The 21,665-nt window shown below is 73.2% G+C and carries 17 protein-coding genes; 8 read left to right on the top strand and 9 right to left on the bottom strand.

Going from position 1 to position 21,665, the window contains the following annotated elements; all coding sequences use genetic code 11:
* The first annotated feature begins 26 nt into the window (after positions 1-26).
* Complete coding sequence (locus tag GWK15_RS21360; protein WP_168043420.1) at positions 27-317, top strand: 4a-hydroxytetrahydrobiopterin dehydratase; 291 nt, start codon at positions 27-29, stop codon at positions 315-317.
* Positions 318-327: 10 nt separating this feature from the next.
* Here GWK15_RS21360 and GWK15_RS21355 read toward each other — a convergent pair whose 3' ends face one another.
* A complete protein-coding gene (locus GWK15_RS21355) occupies positions 328-1,470 on the bottom strand; it encodes a YbfB/YjiJ family MFS transporter (RefSeq protein WP_168043419.1) in 1,143 nt (380 codons plus the stop codon).
* 96 nt (positions 1,471-1,566) lie between these two features.
* On the bottom strand, positions 1,567-2,835 hold the full coding sequence (gene purD, locus GWK15_RS21350; RefSeq protein WP_168043418.1) for a phosphoribosylamine--glycine ligase: 1,269 nt from the start codon (positions 2,833-2,835) through the stop codon (positions 1,567-1,569).
* Between the two features lie 49 nt (positions 2,836-2,884).
* On the opposite strand from purD, the gene xseA reads away from it, so the two are divergent.
* From xseA to GWK15_RS21335, 3 genes are all read left to right on the top strand, one after another.
* Positions 2,885-4,333 (top strand): exodeoxyribonuclease VII large subunit, encoded by a 1,449-nt coding sequence (xseA, locus tag GWK15_RS21345; RefSeq protein WP_168043417.1) that lies wholly within the window; start codon positions 2,885-2,887, stop codon positions 4,331-4,333.
* A 167-nt stretch (positions 4,334-4,500) separates the two neighbouring features.
* Complete coding sequence (locus GWK15_RS21340) at positions 4,501-5,244, top strand: M23 family metallopeptidase (RefSeq protein WP_338147308.1); 744 nt, start codon at positions 4,501-4,503, stop codon at positions 5,242-5,244.
* Positions 5,241-5,843 (top strand): methyltransferase domain-containing protein, encoded by a 603-nt coding sequence (locus GWK15_RS21335; protein WP_168043416.1) that lies wholly within the window; start codon positions 5,241-5,243, stop codon positions 5,841-5,843. Before GWK15_RS21340 ends, GWK15_RS21335 begins: the two co-directional genes overlap by 4 nt.
* A 118-nt stretch (positions 5,844-5,961) precedes the next feature.
* Here the strand turns inward: GWK15_RS21335 and GWK15_RS21330 are convergent, their stop codons facing one another.
* Entirely contained in the window at positions 5,962-7,425 is a 1,464-nt protein-coding gene (locus GWK15_RS21330) for a TolC family protein (RefSeq protein WP_168043415.1), read from the bottom strand.
* Between the two features lie 25 nt (positions 7,426-7,450).
* Positions 7,451-10,585 carry a CusA/CzcA family heavy metal efflux RND transporter gene (locus tag GWK15_RS21325; protein WP_168043414.1) on the bottom strand — a complete coding sequence of 1,045 codons (3,135 nt, stop codon included), beginning with the start codon at positions 10,583-10,585 and terminating at the stop codon, positions 7,451-7,453.
* A 240-nt stretch (positions 10,586-10,825) separates the two neighbouring features.
* Here GWK15_RS21325 and GWK15_RS21320 point away from each other — a divergent pair, with 240 nt between their 5' ends.
* Positions 10,826-12,130 carry an efflux RND transporter periplasmic adaptor subunit gene (locus GWK15_RS21320; protein WP_168043413.1) on the top strand — a complete coding sequence of 435 codons (1,305 nt, stop codon included), beginning with the start codon at positions 10,826-10,828 and terminating at the stop codon, positions 12,128-12,130.
* Between the two features lie 9 nt (positions 12,131-12,139).
* On the opposite strand, the gene GWK15_RS21315 is transcribed toward GWK15_RS21320, so the two are convergent.
* Complete coding sequence (locus GWK15_RS21315) at positions 12,140-13,588, bottom strand: sensor histidine kinase (protein WP_168043412.1); 1,449 nt, start codon at positions 13,586-13,588, stop codon at positions 12,140-12,142.
* 112 nt (positions 13,589-13,700) lie between these two features.
* Here GWK15_RS21315 and GWK15_RS21310 point away from each other — a divergent pair, with 112 nt between their 5' ends.
* Positions 13,701-14,393, top strand: a complete 693-nt coding sequence (locus tag GWK15_RS21310) for a response regulator transcription factor (protein ID WP_168043411.1) — start codon at positions 13,701-13,703, stop codon at positions 14,391-14,393.
* Between the two features lie 82 nt (positions 14,394-14,475).
* On the opposite strand, the gene GWK15_RS21305 is transcribed toward GWK15_RS21310, so the two are convergent.
* Together GWK15_RS21305 and GWK15_RS21300 are read right to left on the bottom strand one after the other, a co-directional pair.
* Positions 14,476-17,049, bottom strand: a complete 2,574-nt coding sequence (locus GWK15_RS21305; protein ID WP_168043410.1) for a DNA translocase FtsK — start codon at positions 17,047-17,049, stop codon at positions 14,476-14,478.
* 122 nt (positions 17,050-17,171) lie between these two features.
* Positions 17,172-17,921, bottom strand: a complete 750-nt coding sequence (locus GWK15_RS21300) for a DUF5765 domain-containing protein (RefSeq protein WP_209442337.1) — start codon at positions 17,919-17,921, stop codon at positions 17,172-17,174.
* Positions 17,922-17,943: 22 nt separating this feature from the next.
* On the opposite strand from GWK15_RS21300, the gene GWK15_RS21295 reads away from it, so the two are divergent.
* Positions 17,944-18,627 carry a Crp/Fnr family transcriptional regulator gene (locus GWK15_RS21295; RefSeq protein ID WP_168043409.1) on the top strand — a complete coding sequence of 228 codons (684 nt, stop codon included), beginning with the start codon at positions 17,944-17,946 and terminating at the stop codon, positions 18,625-18,627.
* 81 nt (positions 18,628-18,708) lie between these two features.
* Positions 18,709-18,885 (top strand): YgaP family membrane protein, encoded by a 177-nt coding sequence (locus GWK15_RS21290; protein ID WP_168043408.1) that lies wholly within the window; start codon positions 18,709-18,711, stop codon positions 18,883-18,885.
* Between the two features lie 21 nt (positions 18,886-18,906).
* Here GWK15_RS21290 and GWK15_RS21285 read toward each other — a convergent pair whose 3' ends face one another.
* Together GWK15_RS21285 and GWK15_RS21280 are read right to left on the bottom strand one after the other, a co-directional pair.
* Positions 18,907-19,605 (bottom strand): nitrogen regulation protein NR(II), encoded by a 699-nt coding sequence (locus GWK15_RS21285; RefSeq protein ID WP_168043407.1) that lies wholly within the window; start codon positions 19,603-19,605, stop codon positions 18,907-18,909.
* Between the two features lie 24 nt (positions 19,606-19,629).
* The gene (locus GWK15_RS21280) at positions 19,630-21,432 is read right to left on the bottom strand and encodes a Hint domain-containing protein (RefSeq protein ID WP_168043406.1); all 1,803 of its coding nucleotides are present in this window, start codon (positions 21,430-21,432) and stop codon (positions 19,630-19,632) included.
* Positions 21,433-21,665 lie beyond the last annotated feature (233 nt).

Raw genomic sequence — 21,665 nt, 5'->3', positions numbered from 1 at the left:
GCCGGCGTCAAGCGAAGGAGGGCGCGATGGTCGAGAAACTGGACGCGGCGGGACGGGCGGCGCTGGCGCGGGACCTGCCCGGCTGGGCGATGGTCGAGGGCCGCGACGCCATCGCCCGCACCTTCCGCTTCAAGGATTTCAGCGAGGCCTGGGGCTTCATGTCCCGCGTCGCGCTGCTCGCCGAGAAGCAGGATCACCACCCGGAATGGTTCAACGTGTGGAACCGGGTGGAGATCACGCTGTCCACCCATGACGCGGGCGGGCTGAGCGCCCGGGACGTGGCGCTGGCGAAGGCGATCGACGCGCTGGTCGCCTAGGCGGCCAAGGTCAGAGGTACCGGGCGGAGATCAGGGCGGCGAGCGAGAAGCCGGTGCCGATGGCGAAGATCACGGCATGGCTCTCGCCGGTCGCCGCGAAGACGCCGGCGAGCAGGAAGCCGATGCCCGCCTGCGTGACCGAGAAGGCGGCGGTGCAGCGGACCCAGAGCAAGGTCGCCTGCGGCCCGGCGACATCGCGCGCGAGGGCGAGGATGACCGTCGTCGTGCCGACCGCCGCGAAGCCCGCCAATGCGGCCGCCGGGATGATCAGCGCCGTCACCGGCTGCATGCACAGCCCGAGCGCCGTCGCCTGCGTCACCAGCAGGCCGATCAGCACGCGGCGGCTGCCGAACCGGTCGGCGAGGCGGCCGGCGAGCATGCCGCCGGCGACGCCCGAGGCGCCGAAGGCGAACCAGAGCAGCGAGCCGATGCCGAGCGCGAGGTGATGCCCCCGGACCGCGAGGTCCGCGAGGTATACCATCGGCGGCACCATGCCGGCGCTGTGCAGCGCATAGGTCGCGATCAGCAGCGTGCCGCCGGCGGGCGCCGCGCCGCCGGCGCGATCGGGGGTCGCGAGCGGCCAGGACCCGCGCGCCGCAATCCATAGCAACCCGACCAGGCCCGCCAGCCCCGCCCAGCTTCCGGCCACGCCGCCGGCGGTCAGGAAGGTCGGCACGGCCAGCGCACCGCCGGCGATGCCGAGGCCGACGCCGGCGACGACGATGCCGCCCGCCATGCCGCGGCGGTCGGCCGGCGCGGCGGCCACGGCGGCCGGGCCGGCCAGCGCCATCAGGATGCCGCCGCCGATGCCGGCGAGCAGCCGCCAGGGCATCAGCCACCACAGCCCGCCGTTCCAGGCGCAGGCAAGCAGCGAGACGAGGATGGTTCCCATGCCGAGGTCGAGCAGCAGCGGCACCGGCAGCCGCAGCGCGACATGCCGCCCGCCCAGAGTGCCGATGAGCGAGCCGAGCAGGGTCACGGCGCCGAGCACCCCGGCCTCCGCCCCATCGACCCAGCCGGCGGCGACCATGGCCGGGAACAGGGGCACGAAGGCGAAGCGCGCCAGCCCGTTGCCGGAGGCCGTCGCCGCCGCCCCGGCCCAGGCCTGGCCCAGGAAGCCACGGGGTGCGCCTCCGGCCGCTGCTTTGCCCATCGCGTCCCGATCCGTGGCGGAAGACCGGCGCGCGCGACGGTCTTTTTTAACGATCGCTACAGAATGGGCCGCTGCAGGCTCGAAGGCAAGCGGGGCCTAGAGGGCCCGCCAGCCGATGTCGCGCCGGCAGAAGCCGCCCGGCCAGTCGATCGCATCGACCGCCGCATAGGCCGCGGCCTGGGCCTCCTTCAGCGTGGCGCCCGTGGCGGTGATGCCGAGCACGCGTCCGCCGGTTGCGACCAGCGCGCCGTCGTCCCGCCGCGACGTCCCCGCGTGGAAGACCTGCACGCCCGGGACCTGCGCTGCGCGTTCCAGGCCGCGGATCTCGCTGCCCTTGGCGTAGGACCCCGGATAGCCCTGCGCGGCCATCACCACGACGAGGGAATGCTGGGTCTCCCAGCGCAGGTCGAACTGCGCCAGTTCCCCGTCGCAGGCGGCGAGCAAGGCGGGCAGCAGGTCGGACCGCAGCCGCACCATCAGCGCCTGGCATTCGGGATCGCCGAAGCGGACGTTGAACTCGATCAGGCGCGGGCCGTCCGCGGTGATCATCAGCCCGGCGAAGAGCACGCCGCGGAAGGGGGTGCCACGCCGCGCCATCTCCGCCAGCACGGGCCGGACGATGCGGGACATGGTCGCGTCCTGCATCGCCTGGTCGAAGACCGGCGGGGGCGAATAGGCGCCCATGCCGCCGGTGTTGGGGCCGGTGTCGCCGTCACCCACGCGCTTGTGGTCCTGCGCGGCGCCGAGGGGCAGCGCCGTCGTCCCGTCGCACAGCGCGAAGAAGGAGACCTCCTGCCCGATCAGGCATTCCTCGATCAGCACGGTCGCGCCGGAGTCGCCGTGGATGCGGGATTCCATCATGTCGGCGATGGCGGCCTCGGCTTCCTCGACCGTCGCGGCGACGACCACGCCCTTGCCGGCGGCGAGGCCATCGGCCTTCACCACGATGGGCGCGCCCTGGTCCCGGACATAGGCCTTCGCGGCCGCCGGGTCGGTGAAGCGCTGCCACCGCGCGCCGGGGGCGCCGGCGGCGTCGGCGACCTCCCGCGTGAAGGTCTTGCTGCCTTCAAGGCGCGCGGCGGCCTGGCTCGGGCCGAAGCACTTGATGCCGGCGGCGGCGCAGGCGTCGGCGAGGCCCGCGACCAGCGGCGGCTCGCCGCCGACCACCACAAGGTCAACCGCGTGTGTCGTGGCGAAGGCCACCAGGGCCGGGATGTCGAGCGAATCGATCGCCACGCATTCCGCGACCTCGGCGATGCCCGCATTGCCCGGGGCACACCACAATTTGCTCAGCAGCGGGGAGGCCGCGATCGCCCAGCACAGCGCGTGTTCACGACCGCCGCCGCCGACCACCAGGACCTTCATCGCGCGCACCCCGCTTCTGACGGGCGGCGCCTTAGCATAGGGTGGCCGGATGGACACCCCGGCGACCACCAACATCCCGGAATATGCCGTCTCGGACCTGGCGGGGGCGATCCGCCGCACCCTCGAGGGCGCCTTCGGCCGCGTGCGCGTGCGCGGCGAGATCACCGAGATGAAGCGGTATCCTTCCGGCCACATCTACCTGTCGCTGAAGGATGCGGATGCGAAGATCGAGGCGGTGATCTGGAAGTCCGCCGTTCGCAACCTCGGCACGCTGCCCGAGAACGGCGTGGAGATGATCGCGACGGGGCGGATCTCCACCTATGCCGACCGGTCGAAGTACCAGCTGGTGATCGAGCGGCTGGAATATGCCGGCGAGGGCGCGCTGCTCGCGCGCATCGAGGCGCTGCGCAAGCGCCTGCTGGAAGAAGGCCTGTTCGATGAGGCGCGCAAGAAGCCCATCCCACGCCTGCCCGCCGTGATCGGCGTGGTGACCTCCGAGAAGGGCGCGGTCATCCAGGACATCCGCACGACGATCGCGCGGCGCTTCCCGCGCCGGATCATCCTGTGGCCGGTGATGGTGCAGGGGCAGGGCGCGGCCGAGCAGATCGCCTCTGCCATCCGCGGCTTCGACGCCATCGCGCCGGGCGGACGGGTGCCGCGGCCGGACGTGCTGATCGTCGCGCGCGGCGGCGGGTCGCTCGAGGACCTGATGGCCTTCAATGAGGAGATCGTGGTCCGCGCCGCCGCCGCCTGTTCCATCCCGCTGATCAGCGCGGTGGGGCATGAGACGGATACGACGCTGATCGACTTCGCCTCGGACCGCCGGGCGCCGACGCCGACGGCGGCGGCCGAACTGGCGGTGCCGGCGCGGGCGGACCTGATGGCGGGGCTGGCGCAGACCGGGGCGCGGCTGGCGCAGGCGGCGGCGGGGCTGCTGAACGGGGCGCGGCTGCGCTTGTTGCGGGCGGAACGCGGGCTACCGGACGTGCCGGCGCGGCTCGCGCAGTCGCGGCAGCGGCTGGACGATATCGGGGAACGGCTGCCGCGGGCGCTGGTGTCGCTGCTGGGCGCGCGGCGGCAAGCGCTGGCGGGGCTGCGCGTGCCGCATCCGCGCGAGGGGATCCTGGCGCGGCGCGCCGCGGTTCAGGCCTTGTCGCTGCGGCTGTCGGCGGCCTGGGGGCGGCAGCGCGATGCGCGGGCGCGTGCGCCGGCACTGGCGCGGTTGTCGCCGGCGCCGGTGCAGGCGCTGGTGCGGCAGAAGCGAGCGGTGCTGGAGGGGCTGTCGGCGCGGCTCGAGAGCGCGTCGTATCAGTCGGTGCTCGCGCGTGGTTTTGCGCTGGTGCGGGACGCGGAGGGGCATCCGGTGACGGCCGCGAAGCGCGTCGCGCCGGGCCAGGCGCTGCGGTTGACCTTCGCCGATGGTGACGTTCGCGCGCAGGCGGAAGGGGGCGCGCCGCGCCGCAAGGGATCGGCGCCGGAACAGGGATCATTGCTGTGAAGATCTTCGATGCCCGGCCGCGGACTTGCCTGGCCGGCGCCCGTATCGGTTCCCAAAGGCCTTTCGGCCTTTGGTGGGGTGGTGTGGAGGGGCAAGGCCCCTCCACGATCTCCCGCCGCGCGGTACTGGCCGCCCCGGCCCTGCTGTTGTCCCGCCCTGCCGCCGCCGTGTCCTTCCCCGACCGCGGCCTCGCGCAAGGCGGCTTCGTCGTCGGCCGTGCCGCGCCCGGCACGCGCCTCGCCCTCGATGGCCGTGCCGTGCGCGTCGCCGCGGATGGCGCCTTCGCCTTCGGCTTCGGGCGCGACCAGGGGCCGAGTGCCACGCTGTCCGTCACCGAGCCCGGCGGGCGGCGGGAGGAGCGGCGCCTGTCGATCGCGCGGCGGCAGTGGCAGGAACAACGCATCAACGGCCTGCCGCCGTCCCAGGTCACGCCCGACGAGGAGACGCTGCAGCGCATCCTGCGCGAGCGCGAGAAGCTCGCGACCGTGCGCGCGGTGGACAGCGCGCTGACCGGCTTCGCCGAGGGCTTCGCCCCTCCGGCGAGCGGGCGGATCTCCGGCGTCTATGGCAGCCGGCGCATCCTGAACGGACAGCCGCGGCAGCCGCATTACGGGCTCGACTTCGCGGTACCGACGGGCACGCCGCTCAAGGCCGCGGCGGCGGGGCGGGTGACGCTCGCGGACGAGTTCCATTTCTTCGGCAATCTGGTGGTGATCGACCACGGGCACGGCGTGAACACGCTCTACGCGCATCTCTCGGCCTTCGAGGTGCGGGAAGGGCAGATGGTCGCGAAGGGCGATCGCGTGGCGCTGTCCGGTGCGACGGGGCGGGTGACGGGGCCGCACCTGCATTTCTCGCTGTCCTGGTTCCAGACCTTCCTCGACCCGCAGCCGGTGGTGCTGCCGGCATGAGCACCTCGCTCGCCTGGGACGAACGCTACGCCGGCGGCGGCTTCCAGTTCGGCGAGGCGCCGAACCTGTATCTGCTGTCCCAGGCCCACCGGCTGCGGCGGGGGATGCGCGCGCTGGCGGTGGGCGACGGCGAGGGCCGCAACGGCGTCTGGCTGGCGGAACAGGGGCTGGTCACGACCTCGGTCGACTGGTCGCCGGTCGGCCTCGCGAAGGCGGCGGCGCTGGCGGGGAGGCGCGGCGTCGGGCTGCGGACGGTGACCGCGGATGTCTCCGTGTGGGACTGGCCGGACGCCGGCTTCGACCTGATCGCCTGGATCTTCGTGCATCTTCCGCCCGCGGACCGCGCGGCGGCCTGCGCCGGCGCGATGCGCGCGCTCGCGCCCGGCGGGCTGCTGGTGATGGAATGCTTCACGCCGGCGCAGGAAGGCCGGCGCAGCGGCGGGCCGAAGGATGTCTCGCTGCTGTGGTCGCGCGCACTGGTCGAGCAGCACTTCGCGGGGCTCGAGGTGCTCGAACTGCTGGAAGGGACGGTGGCGCTGGACGAAGGGCCCCGGCACCAGGGGTGCGCGGAAGTGGTCAGGGCGGTGCTGAAGCGGTGATGGCTTCCGAGAGGGGCGCCGCCCCTCTCGGGCTCACCCCGCCAAAGGCCGAAGGGCCTTTGGAAACCGATACCGGCGGCGGCTCCGGGGTGATCCGGACCAGCTGCCTTCGCGCCATTCAGGGCCGCGGCGCGATCCCCGCGACGCCGCTCGCCTGCTCGAGGCCCGCCAGCGCCCGCAGCATCTGCGCCCGCGCACCATTCGCCGCGACCCGGGTCGCGTTCAGCGTGCGCAGCGCGTCCAGCACGTCGAGCAGCGTGCGCCCGCCGGCGCGGTAGGCCGCCTCGGTCGACTGGTAGGCCTCCTCGGCCCGGCGCAGCGCCTGGGCGGTGGTCAGGGTCAGCAATTGGCGCGCCTGGAGGTAACTGGCCCAGGCCGTCGCCACATCGGCCTGCGCCTGGGTCAGCACGAGCCGCGCCTGCATCTCGGCCTGGCCCTGCAGCGCCGTCGCCGCGGCCGCCGTCCCGTCCGTCAGGCGGCGCGTGAAAATGGGGATCGAGACGCCGATGCCGACCTGGTTCGACGCGAAGGCGGTCCGCGAGCCGCTCGGCAGGTCCTGGCTCAGCTCGGTCCGGCCCAGGCTCGCGTTCAGGGTGACGTCGCGCGAGCGGCCGGCTTCCGCGAGGCGCGCATTCGCCGCGGCCGCGCCGGCGATCCGCGCCGCGGCGAGCACGTCGGGCCGGTTGGCGACCGCGGTCGCGAGCTGCTCGCGCGGCGGCGGCTCGCTCGCCCGCGCATCGAGCCGTCCGCGCAGGTCGAAGGGCAGCGGCGCCAGAATGGGCGCGAGCGGATCGTGCGACGCCCCCTGCGGTCGCTGGCGCGTCGCGTCGGTGCCGAGCTGCACCGCCACCTGCGCGACCGCGGCGACGTAGGCCTGCGCGGCCGCCGCGAGGTCCTGCTCGAAGGGCAGGCGGCTCGCCTGGAAGCGCAGCAGGTCGGCCTCGGGGATCTGGCCCTGCTGCACCTGGCGGCGCAGCAGGCCCTCCGTCTCGTTCAGCGCCTGGCGGTTGGCCAGTGCCACCTGCAGGTTGGCCCGCGCCTCGAGCCCGGCGAAGAAGGCCTGGCGGAGCGCGAAGACCTCGCCGCGCAGCGTGTCGAGGAGCTGCGCCTCCGCCGCGGAGACGCCTTCGCGCGCGACGCGCGTGCGCAGCTCCCGCTTGCCGCCGGTCTCGATCAGGACGGAGAAGGTCGCCTGCGCGTTGTTGAGGGGCGAGACGCCCCGCGCGCCGTACTGGCCGCTGAGGCGCGACTGCTCGCTCCACTGGCCGACCACCTGGTTGTAGCCGATCGTCGGCGCGGGCGAGGTATCGGCCACCAGCACCTGCGCCCGCGCGACGTCCACGCCGCGGCGCGCGGCGGCGAGGGCCAGGTTGCGCTCGAGCAGCAGGGCCTCGGCCTCGGCGAGCGTCAGGCTCGGCAGCGTGATGGGCAGCGGCGCCTGGGCTGCGGGCACCGCCGGCGCGGGGATCGCCGCCGGCGCGGCGGCCTCGGGCGCCGGGGCTGGCGTGATGACGGGGGTCTGGGCCTGGGCCGCCGTCGCCGCGGTCGCGGCGGCGAGGGCGATCAGCAAGGGGCGGATCATGGCGTTGGGTGTCCGTCTCGGCCGGTCATTCCGCAGGGCGGGGGGCGGGGTGGGCGTGGGCTGCGGGCTCGAGGCCCTCGTCCTCGTCCTCGCCCCGCGGACGCATCACGAGGTCCACCGCCGCGGGCAGCACCACGAGGATGAAGAGCGGCACCAGGCCGATGCCGCCGACGACCACGATGGCAAGCGGCTTGGTCACGTCCGCGCCGATGCCGTGCGCCATCGCCATCGGCAGCAGGCCGCAGAAGGAGGCGAAGCAGGTCATCATCACCGGGCGCAGCCGGTCCGTGCCGGTCTGTGCCAGCGCCCGCGCCCAGGCCAGGCCCTCATGGTCGCGCAGGTGCTGGAAATGGGTGAGGAAGATGATCGCTTCCATCACCGTGATGCCGAGCAGCGCGAGGAAGCCGATCGCCGCGGGCACCGAGAAGTTTAGCCCCGCGAGTGCCAGCGCGAGCACGCCGCCCGAGATCGACAGCGGCAGCATGGCGAAGACCATCAGCGTCTGCGTCAGACGGCCGAAGGCGATGTAGAGCAGCACCGCGATGACCGCGAGCGCGACCGGCACCACGACGGTCAGACGCGCGACCGCGAGCTGCAGATTGCGGAACTCGCCCACCCATTCGAGGCGGTAGCCATCCGGGAGCCGGACGTTCTGCGCGACGCGTTCCTGCGCCTCCGTGACCGCGCTCGCCGGGTCGCGTTCGCGGATCGAGAAGCGCACCGGCACGTAGCGGGAGGAATTCTCGCGGTAGATGTAGGACGGGCCCGAGATCAGCTCGATCCGCGCCACGTCGGCGAGGGTCGCATTGCCGCCGACCGGAATGCGGCCGATGGCGTCGATGCCGTCGCGGTATTGCGACGACAGGCGCACCACGATGGGGAAGTTGCGGTCGCCGCCGGGTTCGTAGAAGCGGCCGGCCTCCTGGCCGCCGACGGCGGCGGCGAGGGCGGCGTTGACGTCCCCGACCGCGAGGCCCTGCCGTGCCGCGCGGGCGCGGTCGACGGTGATGGACATGGTCTGCTGCCCGACCGAGAGCAGCACGCCGAGATCCGCCACGCCCTGCACCTGCGCCAGCTCGCGCCGGATCTGCTCGGCGATGCGCGACGCGACGGCGGGATCGGGCCCGATCACCTTCACCGCATTGGCCCCCTTCACGCCCGAGGCCGCTTCCTGGACGTTGTCGGAGATGGTCTGGGAGAAGGAGAACTCGACGCCGGGGAATTCGCGCGACAGGCGGTTGTTGACGGCGGTGACGAGGCCGTCGCGGTCATGCGCCGTGGTCCAGCGTTCCTGGGGAACGAGGGGGACGAAGAATTCCGCGTTGAAGAAGCCGGCGCTGTCGGTGCCGTCGTCCGGGCGGCCCTGCTGGGAGGTGACGGTGATGACCTCGGGGAATTCCATCAGGACTCGGCGGATGCGGTTGGCGACCGGGTTGCCTTCCTCGAGCGAGATCGTGCTCGGCATGGTCGCGCGCAGCCAGATCGAGCCTTCCTCGAGCGTGGGCAGGAACTCGGCGCCGAGGCGCGTGAGGATGCCCATGGAGGAGATGACCATCATCGCCGCGAGGCCGAGGGTGACGAGGCGCCGGCGCATGCCCGCCGCGAAGGTCGCGTCGAAGCCGCGGCGGATCCAGCGCATGATCAGCGTGTCGCGTTCCTCGGTATCGGCCTTGAACAGCGTGGCGGACAGCGCGGGGGTGATGGTGAAGGTCGCGATCAGCGCGCCGGCGATGGCATAGGCGTAGGTCTTGGCCATCGGGCCGAAGATGCGTCCCTCGATGCCGCCCATGGTGAAGAGCGGGATGAAGGCCGCGAGGATGATCAGCGCCGAGAAGAAGATGGCGGGCCCGACCTCGTTCGCCGCGCGCAGGACGGTCTTGGCCACGGGATGCGGTCCGCCTGGCGCTTTCCGCGCGAGCGAGAGGTGGCGGAAGATGTTCTCCACCATGATGACGGTCGCATCGACCAGCAGGCCGAAGTCGAGCGCGCCGACCGAGAGCAGGTTCGCGCTCTCGCCGCGTCCGAGCATCATCAGGACGGCGAAGAAGAAGGCGAAGGGGATGGTGGCGGCGATGACCAGCGCGCCGCGGAAATCGCCGAGGAACAGCCACTGGATCACCAGGATCAGCAGCACGCCCTCGATGATGTTCTTCACGACCTTCTTGGTCGTGGTGGCGACCAAATCCTCGCGGTCATAAAGCGGCACCAGCCGCACGCCCGGCGGCAGCACGCCGCCGCCGTTGATCTCGGCGACCGCTTCCTGGACGCCATGGATGGTCGGCAGGGTCTGCTGGCCGCGCCGCATCAGCACGACGCCGAGCACCACGTCGTCGTCGTTCTCGTGCCCCGCGATGCCGAGCCGCGGCAGGTTGCCCGTCTGCACCGTCGCGATGTCCGACAGCAGCACCGGCACGCCGTTCTGGCTGCCGAGCACGACGGCGCGGAGGTCGTCGAGCGAGCGGATCAGGCCGACGCCCTGAACCACGACGGATTGCGGGCCAAGGTTCATCGTCCCGGCGCCGACATTGACGGAGGCTCGGCGGATCTGGTCGACCACGGTCGGCAGCTCGAGGCCGAGGGCGCGCATCCGGCCGAGGTCGACCTCGACGGAATAGGTCTTGGACAGGCCGCCGAAGGTGGTCACGTCGATCACGCCGGGCACGCGCTTGAAGCGGCGGTCGAGCACCCAGTCCTGCAGCGTCTTGAGGTCGTCCAGTGCGAAGCCGGGCGGGCCGACCAGGCGGTAGCGCATGATCTCGCCGATCGGCGAGGCCGGGGAGATGCCGGGTTGGGCGCCCTCCGGCAGGCCCGAGAGCTGGCCGAGCCGGTTGAGCACCTGCTGCACCGCTTCGTCGTAGGTGTAGTTGAAGTTGAACTGCACCCGCACGTCCGACAGGCCGAACAGCGAGGTGGAGCGCACCGTCGTCAGGTTCGGCAGCCCGGACATCGCCACCTCGATCGGGATGGTGATGGTGCGCTCGATCTCCTCGGCGTTCTGTCCCGGGTTCTGCGTGATGATCACCACGGTCGGCGGGACCGGGTCGGGATAGGCCTCGATGTTGAGCGAGCGGAAGCCGACGGCGCCGACGACGAGGAAGACGGCGAACAGCAGCAGCACCAGCGGGCGGCGCTCGAGCGAGAAGGCGACGATGTGCTGCACGGGACGAACTCCGGCGGTGCAACAGCGCACCGGGCGACATGGACTAGGCTGCGCCGATCGAGGCCCGCAAGAGGGCGGATCGCGCTGAAAGCCAGCTGTAAGGCTGCACTCCGCGCGGCCGCCATGCCGTAAGGAAGGCGTAAGCGGCATACGGCACAAGCTTGCCCGAAGACCACGGACTCCGCGCGCGGTCGGTCGTATCGCGATGCCGCGCACCGAGAGATGGAAGGTTCGGCTCTGATGCATATCGCTCCCCCGGCCGAGGCGCCGAAGGCCGAAGCCAGCCCCATGACCCCGGCCGATACGGCCGTGCCCCCCGCTGCGCGCCCGCGCCGTCGCGCGTTGCTGCTCGGCGCCGTCGCGCTCGCCGCCGCGGGTGGCGCCGCCGCGTGGTTCAAGCTCGAGCACGCGCCGGCGATCGTCGCGCCGGCCGAGGCCGCGACGACCAGCACGCGCCTGCCCGACGGCAGCTTCCGCCTCTCCCCGGCCGAGGCGCGGATGCTGCGCATCGAGCCGGTGGCGATGCGCGACTTCCGCCCCGAGCGCGTCGCGGAGGGCCGCATCGCCTACAACGAGGATCGTTCGACCCCGGTCTATCCGCCCTACAATGGCCGCGTGGTGCGCGTCGTCGCGCAGCCCGGCCAGGCCGTGAAGGCCGGCGACGTGCTGTTCGAGATCGAGACGACCGACCTGACCGGCGCGGCGAACGACCTGCTCGCCGCGGGCGACCAGCTGGTGCGGGCACGCAACCAGCTCGAGCTCACCCGCCGCAACGAGGCGCGGCAGCGCGACCTGTTCGCGGTGCGCGCCGCTGCCCGGCGCGACGTGGAACAGGCCGAGGCCGACTTCCAGAACGCCCAGGCCGACCTTCGCACCGCGGAGGCATCGCTGGCCGCCGCGCGCGACCGCCTGCGCGTCCTCGGCCGCGATGCGGACACCATCGCCGAGATCGAGCGCACGCGCCGCGTCAACGCCGTGGTGCCCGTCGTCGCGCCGCTCGCCGGCACCGTCGTGCAGCGCCGCGTGGGTCCGGGCCAGTGGCTCAATGCCGGCGGGTCCGATCCGGTCTTCACCATCGCCGACCTGTCCGATGTCTGGCTGGTCGCGGCGGTGCGGGAACTCGACGCGCCGCTGGTGCATGTGGGCCAGGCGGTGCAGGTCAGCGTCGATGCGCTGCCCGGCCGCAGCTTCCCCGCGCGGATCGAGCATGTGGCGAATGCGCTCGATGCGTCGACGCGCCGGCTGCCGGTGCGCGCGGCGATCGCCGACCCGGACCATGTGCTGAAGCCCGAGATGTTCGCCTCCTTCCGCATCGCGGTCGGCGACAGCCAGGGATCGGTGGCGGTTCCCTCCGGCGCGCTGATCTATCGCGGTGCCGAGGCCTCGGTCTGGGAGGCGCTGGAGGATACGCGCTTCATCCTGCGCCCGGTCCGCACCGGCCAGCGCGACGGCAACCTGGTGCAGGTGACCGAAGGTGTCACCCCCGGCGCGCGCGTGGTGACCGGCGGCGCGCTGTTCGTCGATCGCGCCGCCACGGCGGACTGACCGGGGCCGTCAGCCGGCCGCGCCGTCCGCCGTCGCGGGCTGGCGCTGCCGCGCATCCTGCGGCAGCGGCGCCGGGTGGTGGATCGCCGAGGGCAGGGTGATCGTGAACAGGGCGCCCCCGCCCGGCGTGTCCCCGACCTCGACGCGACCGTTGTGGGCGCGCACCACCCGTTCGACGATCGACAGCCCGAGGCCGAGGCCGGGCCGGTGGCTGTCGCCGGCGCGCCAGTGGCGGCGGAAGACCTTCTGGCGCTCCGGCGCCGGCACGCCGCGGCCATGGTCGGCGATCCCGACCGAGACCTCGTCCGCCAACGATTCCGGCAGCACCACGTCGACGGGGGCACCGGGCGGGGAATGCGCCAGCGCGTTCTCCAGCAGGTTGCGCAGGGCGCGGCCGATGGCGTCGCGATTGCCGCGGACGAGGCGCGGCGCGCTCGCCGGCGGCGGCACGATCGCGTGCCCGGCGCGCTCGGCGACGCCGGCGAGCCGCTCTGCCGCCTCGCGCGCCAGCTCTACCAGGTCGAAGGGCGTGTCGCCGACCGGCAGGTCGCGCGACGCCTCCGCGGCCTCGAGCAGATCGCTCACGAGCTGCGACAGGCCTTCGATGTCGCGCTGCAGCCGGTCGCGCGCAGGGCCGGGGTCCAGCAGCTCCAGCTCGGCCAGCATGATCGCGAGCGGCGTCCGCAGCTCGTGCGCGACCTCGTCCGAGAAGGCGCGCTGCCAGGTCAATGCCTCGTCGAGGCGGTCGAGGCCGCCATTCACCGCGGCGATCATCGGGCGGATCTCGTCCGGCAGGCCGGATTCGCTCAGCCGCGCGGTGGTGCCGCGGCCGATCCGCGCCGCCTCGGCCGCCGCGCGGCGGATCGGGCGCAGCATCAGGATCAGCAGCAGGGCGTTGGCCCCGAACAGCAGCAGCGAGCCGATCGCCAGCACCGTCAGTATGGGCCACAACGCCGCCGGGGCGATGTCGTCGACCACCACGTAGGACCGGTCCATGTCCTGCGCGATCTGCACGGTGACGGGGCCGCGCGGGGTGTTCAGCCGCTCGGTGATGCCCCAGACGTTGGAGCCGTCGGCGCCTGCCCGGAAGAAGGGCGCGAGGTGCCCATCCTCCCGCCGGGGCAGGACGTCCTGGGCGCCGGGAGAGATCGCGAGGACATCGCCGGATGGCGACAGCACCGCGTAGCGCATCGAGCCCGTCGCGGCGTCGAAGCGGCGGTTCGTCTCGGGCGGCAGCGGGCGGTGCAGGCCATCGACGCCTTCGCGCCGCAGGCGCTGCATCACGTCCTGGCCCGAGGCGAGCAGGCTGCGCCGGTGCTGGTCCCACACCACGTCCGTCAGCGTCGTCTGCAGCACGATGGCGCCGACGACGAGGGCGATGAGCCCAAGGCAGAGATGGATGGCGGCAAGCTGCCGCAGCAGGCTCGGGCGGTCGTCCGTGTCACGGGCGGCGGGCATGGCCCAGTCTAGCCCGCCGACCCGCCCTGCGTGTATGTCGGACGGGCGGCGCGCCGGCACATGGCCACGATGTCATCCGGTCGGCACGGCTTGTGGAGACAGACGGGATCGCATGCGGGTTCTGATCGTCGAGGATAGCGAGCGGCTTCGCGACCTCCTGGCGGAGGGGCTGCGTCGCGCGGGCTGGGAATCGGAAGGCGTCGGCACGCTCGAGGAAGCCGAGGCCGCGGCGATGACCGGCGACTACGACGTGGTGCTGCTCGATCGCGGGCTGCCGGACGGGGACGGGCTCGACCTCGTGCGGCAGTTGCGCACGCGCCCGGGATCCCCCCCGGTGCTGATCATGACGGCACGCGGCACGGTGCAGGAGATCTGCCAGGGCCTCGACCTCGGCGCCGACGACTACGCGGTGAAGCCGGTGACGCTCGCGGAGATCGTCTCGCGCCTCAAGGCGCTGCAGCGGCGCGGGTCGCGGGACGTCACGCCGCTCACGCTCGGTGCGCTGTCCTTCGATCCGGTCAGCCGGGAGCTGACGGTGGGCGGCGCGCCCTTCGATCCGCCGCCGCGGGAACGCACGCTGCTCGAGGCGCTGCTGCGCAACGTGCCGCGACCGGTGGCGAAGCAGGCGCTGGAAGGCCGCCTCGCGGGGATCGACCGCGTGCTGCAGCCCAATGCGGTCGAGGTCTGCGTCCACCGGCTGCGCAGCCGGCTCGCGGCGGCCGGGGCGGGGGTCGTGGTGCAGACGGTGCGGGGGCTCGGCTACCGGCTCGCCCTGCCCGAGGACGGGACGGAAGCGGGCGCCTGAGCCTGCGCGGGTTCCATCGACCATCGCGACGACCCCGGGCTGCGAGAGGCGACCCCGGCGACAGGCGACGCCCCTGCGATCCTCAGTCCCGCGGCCCCGGCGCCAGCACCTCGCGCTTGCCGACATGGTTCGCCGGCCCGACCACGCCTTCCTTCTCCATCTGCTCGATCAGCTTGGCCGCGCGGTTGTAGCCGATGTTCAGGTGGCGCTGGACGAAGGAGGTGCTGGCCTTGCCCTCCCGCGTCACCAGCGCGACCGCCTGGTCGTAGAGCGAGGATTCGGCATCCGTGTTGCCGCCCAGCATCCCCGGCAGCGCGCCGGCGTCGTCGTCGGCTTCCTCGGTGACTTCCTCGATATAGGCGGGCTCGCCCTGCTCGCGCAGGTGCTCGACCACCCGCTCGACCTCGTTGTCGGTGACGAAGGGGCCGTGCACGCGCGTCACGCGCCCGCCGCCGGCCATGAACAGCATGTCGCCCTGGCCGAGCAATTGCTCCGCGCCCTGTTCGCCGAGGATGGTGCGGCTGTCTATCTTCGACGTCACCTGGAAGGAGATGCGGGTCGGGAAGTTCGCCTTGATGGTGCCGGTGATGACGTCCACCGACGGGCGCTGCGTCGCCATGATGACGTGGATGCCGGCAGCGCGCGCCATCTGCGCCAGGCGCTGCACCGCGGCCTCGATCTCCTTGCCGGCGACGATCATCAGGTCGGCCATCTCGTCGATGACGACGACGATCATCGGCAGGGGTTCGAGCGCGAGGGGCTGTTCCTCGAAGACCGGCTTGCCGGTGTCCGGGTCGAAGCCGGTCTGCACCTTGCGCGTCAGCACCTCGCCGCGGGCGCGCGCGGCGGCCACCTTCTCGTTGTAGCCGCCGATGTTGCGCACGCCGAGCTGCGACATGGCGCGGTAGCGGCGCTCCATCTCCCGCACCGTCCACTTCAGCGCGCCGATCGCCTTGGGCGGCTCGGTGACGACGGGGGCGAGCAGATGCGGGATGCGGTCATAGACCGACAGTTCCAGCATCTTCGGGTCGATCATGATGAAGCGGCACTCGTCGGGCCCGAAGCGGTAGAGCAGGGACAGGATCATGGTGTTGATCCCGACCGACTTGCCCGACCCGGTGGTGCCCGCGATCAGCAGATGCGGCATGCGCGCGAGGTCGGCGATGACCGGCGCCCCGCCGATGTCCTTGCCGAGGGCGAGCGGCAGCCGCCCCTGGTTCCGCGCCCAGCCCTCGTCGACGAACATCTCGGACAGGTAGACCGTCTCGCGCTTGGCGTTCGGCATCTCGATGCCGATGACGTTGCGGCCCGGGACGGTCGCGATGCGCACCGCGATGACCGACATCGACCGCGCGATGTCGTCGGCGAGGCCGATGACGCGGGAGGATTTCGTCCCCGGCGCGGGTTCCAGTTCATACAGCGTGACGACCGGGCCCGGGCGGATCTCGGCGATGCGGCCGCGCACGCCGTAGTCCTCGAGGACCGATTCCAGCAGGCGCGCATTGGCCTGCAGGGATTCCTCCGACGGCCGTCCGGTGCGCTTGGCCGGCGCCTCGGTCAGCAGGTCGAGCGGCGGCAGGCGCCAGCCGGGGCCGAGATCCAGCGCACGCTGTTCCGGCACGCGGCGCGGGCGGTCGGCGGCCGGCGTCGTGACGCGGGTGCGCGGGGCGAGGCGCGGCTTCGCCTCGGGCTCGGTGCCGCGGCGGATGTCGCCTTCTTCGCCCGGCAGGGGCGGGGGCGGGGCGGCGGGGCTCGGCGGGACGGCCGCGGCGGCCTCGTCCGCGGCGCGCAGCATGGCGCCGAGGGAGGTCTCCCGCGGTTCCCGCCGCAGCATCGCACCGGCGCCGTCGCGCGCGGTCCGCAGGCGGGCGCCGAGGCGGACGAAGAGGCCCGGCCGAGTGGGGCGGGAAAGCGGGGCGCGGGGCGGTTCCTCGGCTTCGACCGGCGCCTCCAGCGGACCGGGGGTGCGGCGCAGGGCGGCGGCACCGCTCCAGGCTGCGCCGACCGCGACCTGGCCGGCGCCGACGGCCACGCGGCCCGCGCCGCGCCATTCGCCGAAGGTCAGGCCGCAGGCGATGAAGGCCGACCCGACCGCGGCGACGGACAGCAGCGCGCTCGCGGCCATGCCGCCCAGCGGGCCCAGCCAGCCGGCCAGGCTGTCCACGATGGCCGAGGACAGCACCAGCCCGGCGGCGCCGCCTGGACCGGCGTCGACCGGCACATTGGCCGGCATCGGCACCAGTGTCAGCGCGGCGGCGACCAGCGGCAGGCCGACCACCAGCCCGCCGATCCGCCCCGCGACCGACCCAAAGCCGCGCTGCGTCGCGAGCCGGAATGCCCAGGCCAGCATGGCCAGGACCGGCAGCGCCGCGGCGAAGCCGAAGGTCTGCAGCAGCAGGTCCGCGATGATCGCCCCCGGATGGCCCGCGAGATTGGTCGGCGCGCGGTCGGTCGCGGTGTTGAGCGAGGGGTCGGACGGGTTGTGCGTCGCGAGCGCGACCAGCAGCGCGACGGCGGCAAGGGCCACCAGCACGCCGGCAAGCTCGTTCATCCGCCGGCGCAGCACCGCCCGCACCGCCGGGGAGGCGAAGCGGAAGGTCGCGCCGCTCAGGCGGCCGGAACGGCGCACATCATCGGAAAGGGCGGCACGGGGCATGGAGGATCAATATTCAGACGACGTCATAATCCTACACGCGAAGATGCTGGGATGCATCGCTTTCCCCCGCCCGGACCACGCCACCGCGGCGGGGCGTGGCCGCCGCGACACGCCGGCCTGTGTCACGACGGCACCGCAAGGGGCCGCCAGCCGGGCGAGGAGACCCGCTCCCGCACCCAGGGGCTGAGGGCGATCAGCACGATCCCTATGGAAAAGAGGCACCAGACCGCGGGCATCTCCCGCGGGTCGTGGGTCAGCAGGGTGGCCAGCACCGGCCCGGACAGGGCGTGCCACAGCACGAAGCGCCAGGCGCCGTAGGCGAGCGGCACCAGGAAGGCCGCGGCGAAATAGTCGAGATGCCCCCCGAACGACCATGGCAGGGCGCTCAGCGGTCCCAGCAGGTCGTTGAAGGGGACCTGCCAGCCGATGTGCCAGGACCCCGAGACGGTGCAGAGCGGCGCGCCGCAGAGGCCGAAGCCCTGGGGGCAGCGGCCCGTCCAGTCGAAGGGGTAGAGCTGCAGCAGCATCGAGGTCGCCGACAGGCCGCAGATGGCCCAGACGCCGATGCGGGCGGCCGGGCGCACCGTGCCGCGGATCAGCGCCATGGCGAAGGCGTTGATGAAGAAGGGCTGGAAGGCGATGTGCAGGTAGGACAGCACGGTCGCGACCTGGTTCGCCGGCAGGGCGCAGTCGTCGGCCGTCGCGTGGCCGGCGACCTGCAGCGCCTCCATCAGGGTGAACCAGGCGATGGACGCGGGAATGGCCGCGGGCTGCTCCTGGCGGATCGTCACGGCCGTCGCGACGGTGCCGAGGGCGACCATCCCGACGGTCGCCTCCATCGACCAGCACATCGGCGGCTCCCCCTCGGTCACCTTGCTGCGTAGTCTCTCACATATGGAGACGCCATCCCAGGGCCGGCCCGTGCCGGACGACTTGCCCGGCCTTCCGGCCACGCTCGACGCCGCGGCGCGGGCCCGCATCGCGGAGGCCGCGCTGCCGCTGTCGGCGCCGGCCGGCGCGGTGCTGTTCCGCCCTGGCGATCCCTGTCGCGGCTTCGTGCTGCTGCGTACCGGCCGCGTGCGGGTCGACCTGATCGCCGAGGACGGCCACGCCCTGCTGCTCTACCGGGTGGTGCCGGGGGAACCTTGCGCCATCACCACCTCCTGCCTGTTCTCGGCCGATGTCTATTCGGCGGAAGGCACGGCGGAGACGGAGTGCGCGGGGATCCTGCTGCCCGCGCCGGTCTTCGCGCGGCTGGTCGAGGAGAGCGCCGGCTTCCGCACGTTTGTCCTGGCCGGCTTCGCGCGGCGGCTCGGCGCGTTGATGGGCCGCATCGAGGAACTCTCCTTCCGCAGCGTCGATGCGCGGCTCGCGGCCTACCTGGCCGAGCGCGCGTGCGGGACGGTGGCGGCGACGCAGCAGGAGATCGCGACCGACATCGGCACGGCGCGCGAGGTGGTGAGCCGTCGCCTCGCCGCCTTCGCGAAGGGCGGGCTGGTGCGCACCGAGCGCGGGGCGGTCGTCGTGCTCGACCTGCCGCGGCTGACGCGGATCAAGGACGGCGACGGCCTCGCGTGACTTCATCACCGACGCGCCTTGCCGGCGGGCGCAGAGACGGCGCATGGCCGGCAGGTGCCGGCGGGATGAAGGATCGGAACGATGAGTTGCAACGTGGGCAGTGTCGACCGGGTGCTCCGCATCGTGGCGGGGCTCGCGATCCTCGCGGCCGGGGTGTTCGGTCCGCTCGGCTGGTGGGGCCTGGTCGGCCTGGTGCCGCTCGCGACCGGCGTGACGCGCTTCTGCCCGGCCTACACGCTGCTCGGCATCCGCACCTGAGCCGCGGCGCCGGTCCGGGGGTCATCCCCCGGACGGGTGCAGCAGCAGCGGCGCCGGCCCCGCGCCTTCCGGATCGGATGCGACCGAGAGGGCGACGCCGTCCTCCGCGCGGGTGAGCGTGACGCGCAGGATCGCGCCGGCGGGCGCCGCGGCCGCGGCCTCGCGCGCCAGGCGCAGCAGGCTCGCCTGCAGCATCGTCGGCGAGACCGACAGGCGCGGCAGGCCGGGCGCGGCCTCGATCTCGACCAACCGGCCGGGCCCGATCGTCAGCACCAGCAGCGGGCGCATGAGCTGGAGCATCTGCGCGCCGTCGATCCCGTCCTCGCCCGCCGGCGGCGCGGCGAGGGAAAGGTAGGCCTTCAGCAGCGCCTCGAGCCGGTCGGTCGCCTCGCGCAGGCGGGACGCCCGCGCCCGGTCGCGATCCGTCGCCGCGGTGCGGAGCAGGATGTCGACCGTGCCCGAGATCGCGGCCAGGAGGTTGTTGGCCTCGTGGCGGACGGGATTCGCGAGCGTCGTCAGATTCTCGAGCGGCACGGAGGTCTCGGAGCGGTTGCGGGACGGGGCGGCCGGCATCCGCACCGGCCCCCCGCGCGGCGAAACATACACCGGATGCGTCGCCCAGGCGCGGGCGTCGCGCGGGTCGGGGCGGGCGCGGGTGGTGTCCCGCCGCCCGTCCGGTCCCTGGCCGTCGCGCCGGCGCGGCCCCTGCGTCGGGTCCATGGCCCCCGCCCCCCCGTCCACGGTTCAGCCGCGCGCGCTTCGGCGGGGGCCCGCCGCGGCGGCGCGTCCGGCGAGGCGTGCGCGGATCGCCGTGAGCGGCAGGTCGCCCTCGGCGAGCAGCGGCGCGCAGGCGGCCGCGGCATAGCGGCCATTGCCGCGATAGGCCGCGAAGTCGACCGCGACGGTGGCGAGCGCGGCATTGTCGAACAGGTGCCGGTTGCCGTCGTCGAGGTAGGTCTCGGTGACCGCGCCCTCGCTGACCAGCAGGCCGTGGCCCTCGATCTCGAGGTGGTAGTAGGTCACGCGGCGATGCCAGGTCTCGCGCAGGATGGTGGTGCCGTTCACCAGCAGCCCGGCGGGCACCAGGTGGCCGTCGAGCAGGATGCCGTGGTCGGGCGAGACCACGAGGTCGCGGAACGGCACGCCGTCCCCGAGCGCGCCGGCGGTGATGCGCACGGGGGCGACCTTCACGCGATCGGGATGGCGCGCGACGTCGACGCTGGTGCGCCCGGTCCAGACGAGCGGCCGGATCACGGGGCCGTCATGCAGGGTCAGCACCTGGTCGCCGGCGCGCAGCGCCTCGACCGGGACCTCGCCGCGCGGCGTCGTGATCAGCGTGCCCTCGGTGAAGCAGACGATGGCCTCGAAGTCGCGGACGCGCAGGACGGTGCCGTCGCTGTAGGTGAAGGTGCGCAGGGCGTCGGTGCCGGTGGCGCCGCTCACGGTCCAGTTGCCGTAGGTGCCGCTCGCGATGTCGTCGGTGTTGATGTTCGGCCCGGCCCAGTTGCGCAGCAGCAGCGTGTCGTTGCCGCTGCCGCCGTCGAGGCTGTCGATGCCGTCGCCGTTGCCGGCGATGACGGTGTCGTCGCCGGCGCCGCCGAAGACGGTGTCGGTGCCGCCGCGCGCGACGATGATGTCGTTGCCGTCGTCGCCGAACAGCACGTCCTCGTTGCCGCTGCCGGATTCGGGCGAGCCGTAGATGCTGTCGTCGCCCGCGCCGCCATAGGCGGTGTCGCCGAGGTTGGTGACGATGGTGTCGTTGCCGCCCTCGCCATAGATGATGTTGTCGTAGTGCGTGCTGCCGGTGAGGAAGTCGTTGCCCGACCCGCCGCGCAGGTTCTCGAAGGTGTTGCCGGCGAAGACGTCGCCCTGGGCGTCGCCGCCGCTCGCCGTGCCGAGCTGCATGTTCACGGTCACGCCGACCGTGTCCGAGGCGTAGGAGAGTTCGTCGACGCCGCCGGAATCGACGAAGGTGTCGGCGCCGGCGCCGCCCTGCAGCGTGTCGTCGCCCGAACCGCCGTCGAGGGAATCCGCGCCCGCGCCGCCGAAGAGGCTGTCGTTGCCCGACCCGCCGATCAGCCGGTCGTTGTCGGCGCCGCCGTCGAGGATGTCGTTGCCGCTGCCGGCATCGATCGTGTCGTTGCCCGCGCCGCCAAGGCCGGTGTCGTTGCCGCCGGCGAGCACCAGGCTGTCGTTGCCGTCGCCGCCGAGCACGCTGTCGTTGCCGTCGACGGCGATGATGGTGTCGTTGCCGGTGCCGCCGTCCATGGTGTCGGCCTCGGACCCGTCGCCGCCCTGGCCGTCGCCGAGCAGCCGGTCGTTGCCGGCATCGCCGAACAGCCAGTCGCTGCCGTTGCCGCCGAGCAGCGTGTCGTTGCCCTCGCCGCCGCGGATGGTGTCGTTGTTGCCCTCGCCGCGCAGGGAGTCATTGCCGCCGTTGCCGACGAGGCTGTCGTTGCCGTTCTGCGCACCGGCCGGCGAATCGCCGTTGGGGCCGCCGGTGAAGGTGTCGTTGCCGTTGCTGGGGCCGCCTGCGGACCAGGACATGGGTTCATCCAATCGCGTCGCCCGTCAGGGCGTGGGTTTGGGCATGACGCCGCCCGCGCGCTCACGGAGGCCGTGGCGGGGATGACGCCGGATCAGGTCGGGATGGATTGGGGCGCCGGGCGCGGATGCGCCGGCGCCGGTCGTCGTCGACGGCGGCGGGTGCGGCTGCGGGTCCGGACCGGCGGCGCGGCAGCGGCGGCGTGGCGCGCCGCGCGCGGTGCCGCGCGCCCGCC

The organism is Neoroseomonas oryzicola (assembly GCF_012163135.1).
Classification (GTDB): domain Bacteria; phylum Pseudomonadota; class Alphaproteobacteria; order Acetobacterales; family Acetobacteraceae; genus Neoroseomonas; species Neoroseomonas oryzicola.
The sequence above is the reverse complement of the archived record's forward strand: the minus strand, read 5'-3'. Positions and strand labels throughout refer to the sequence as shown.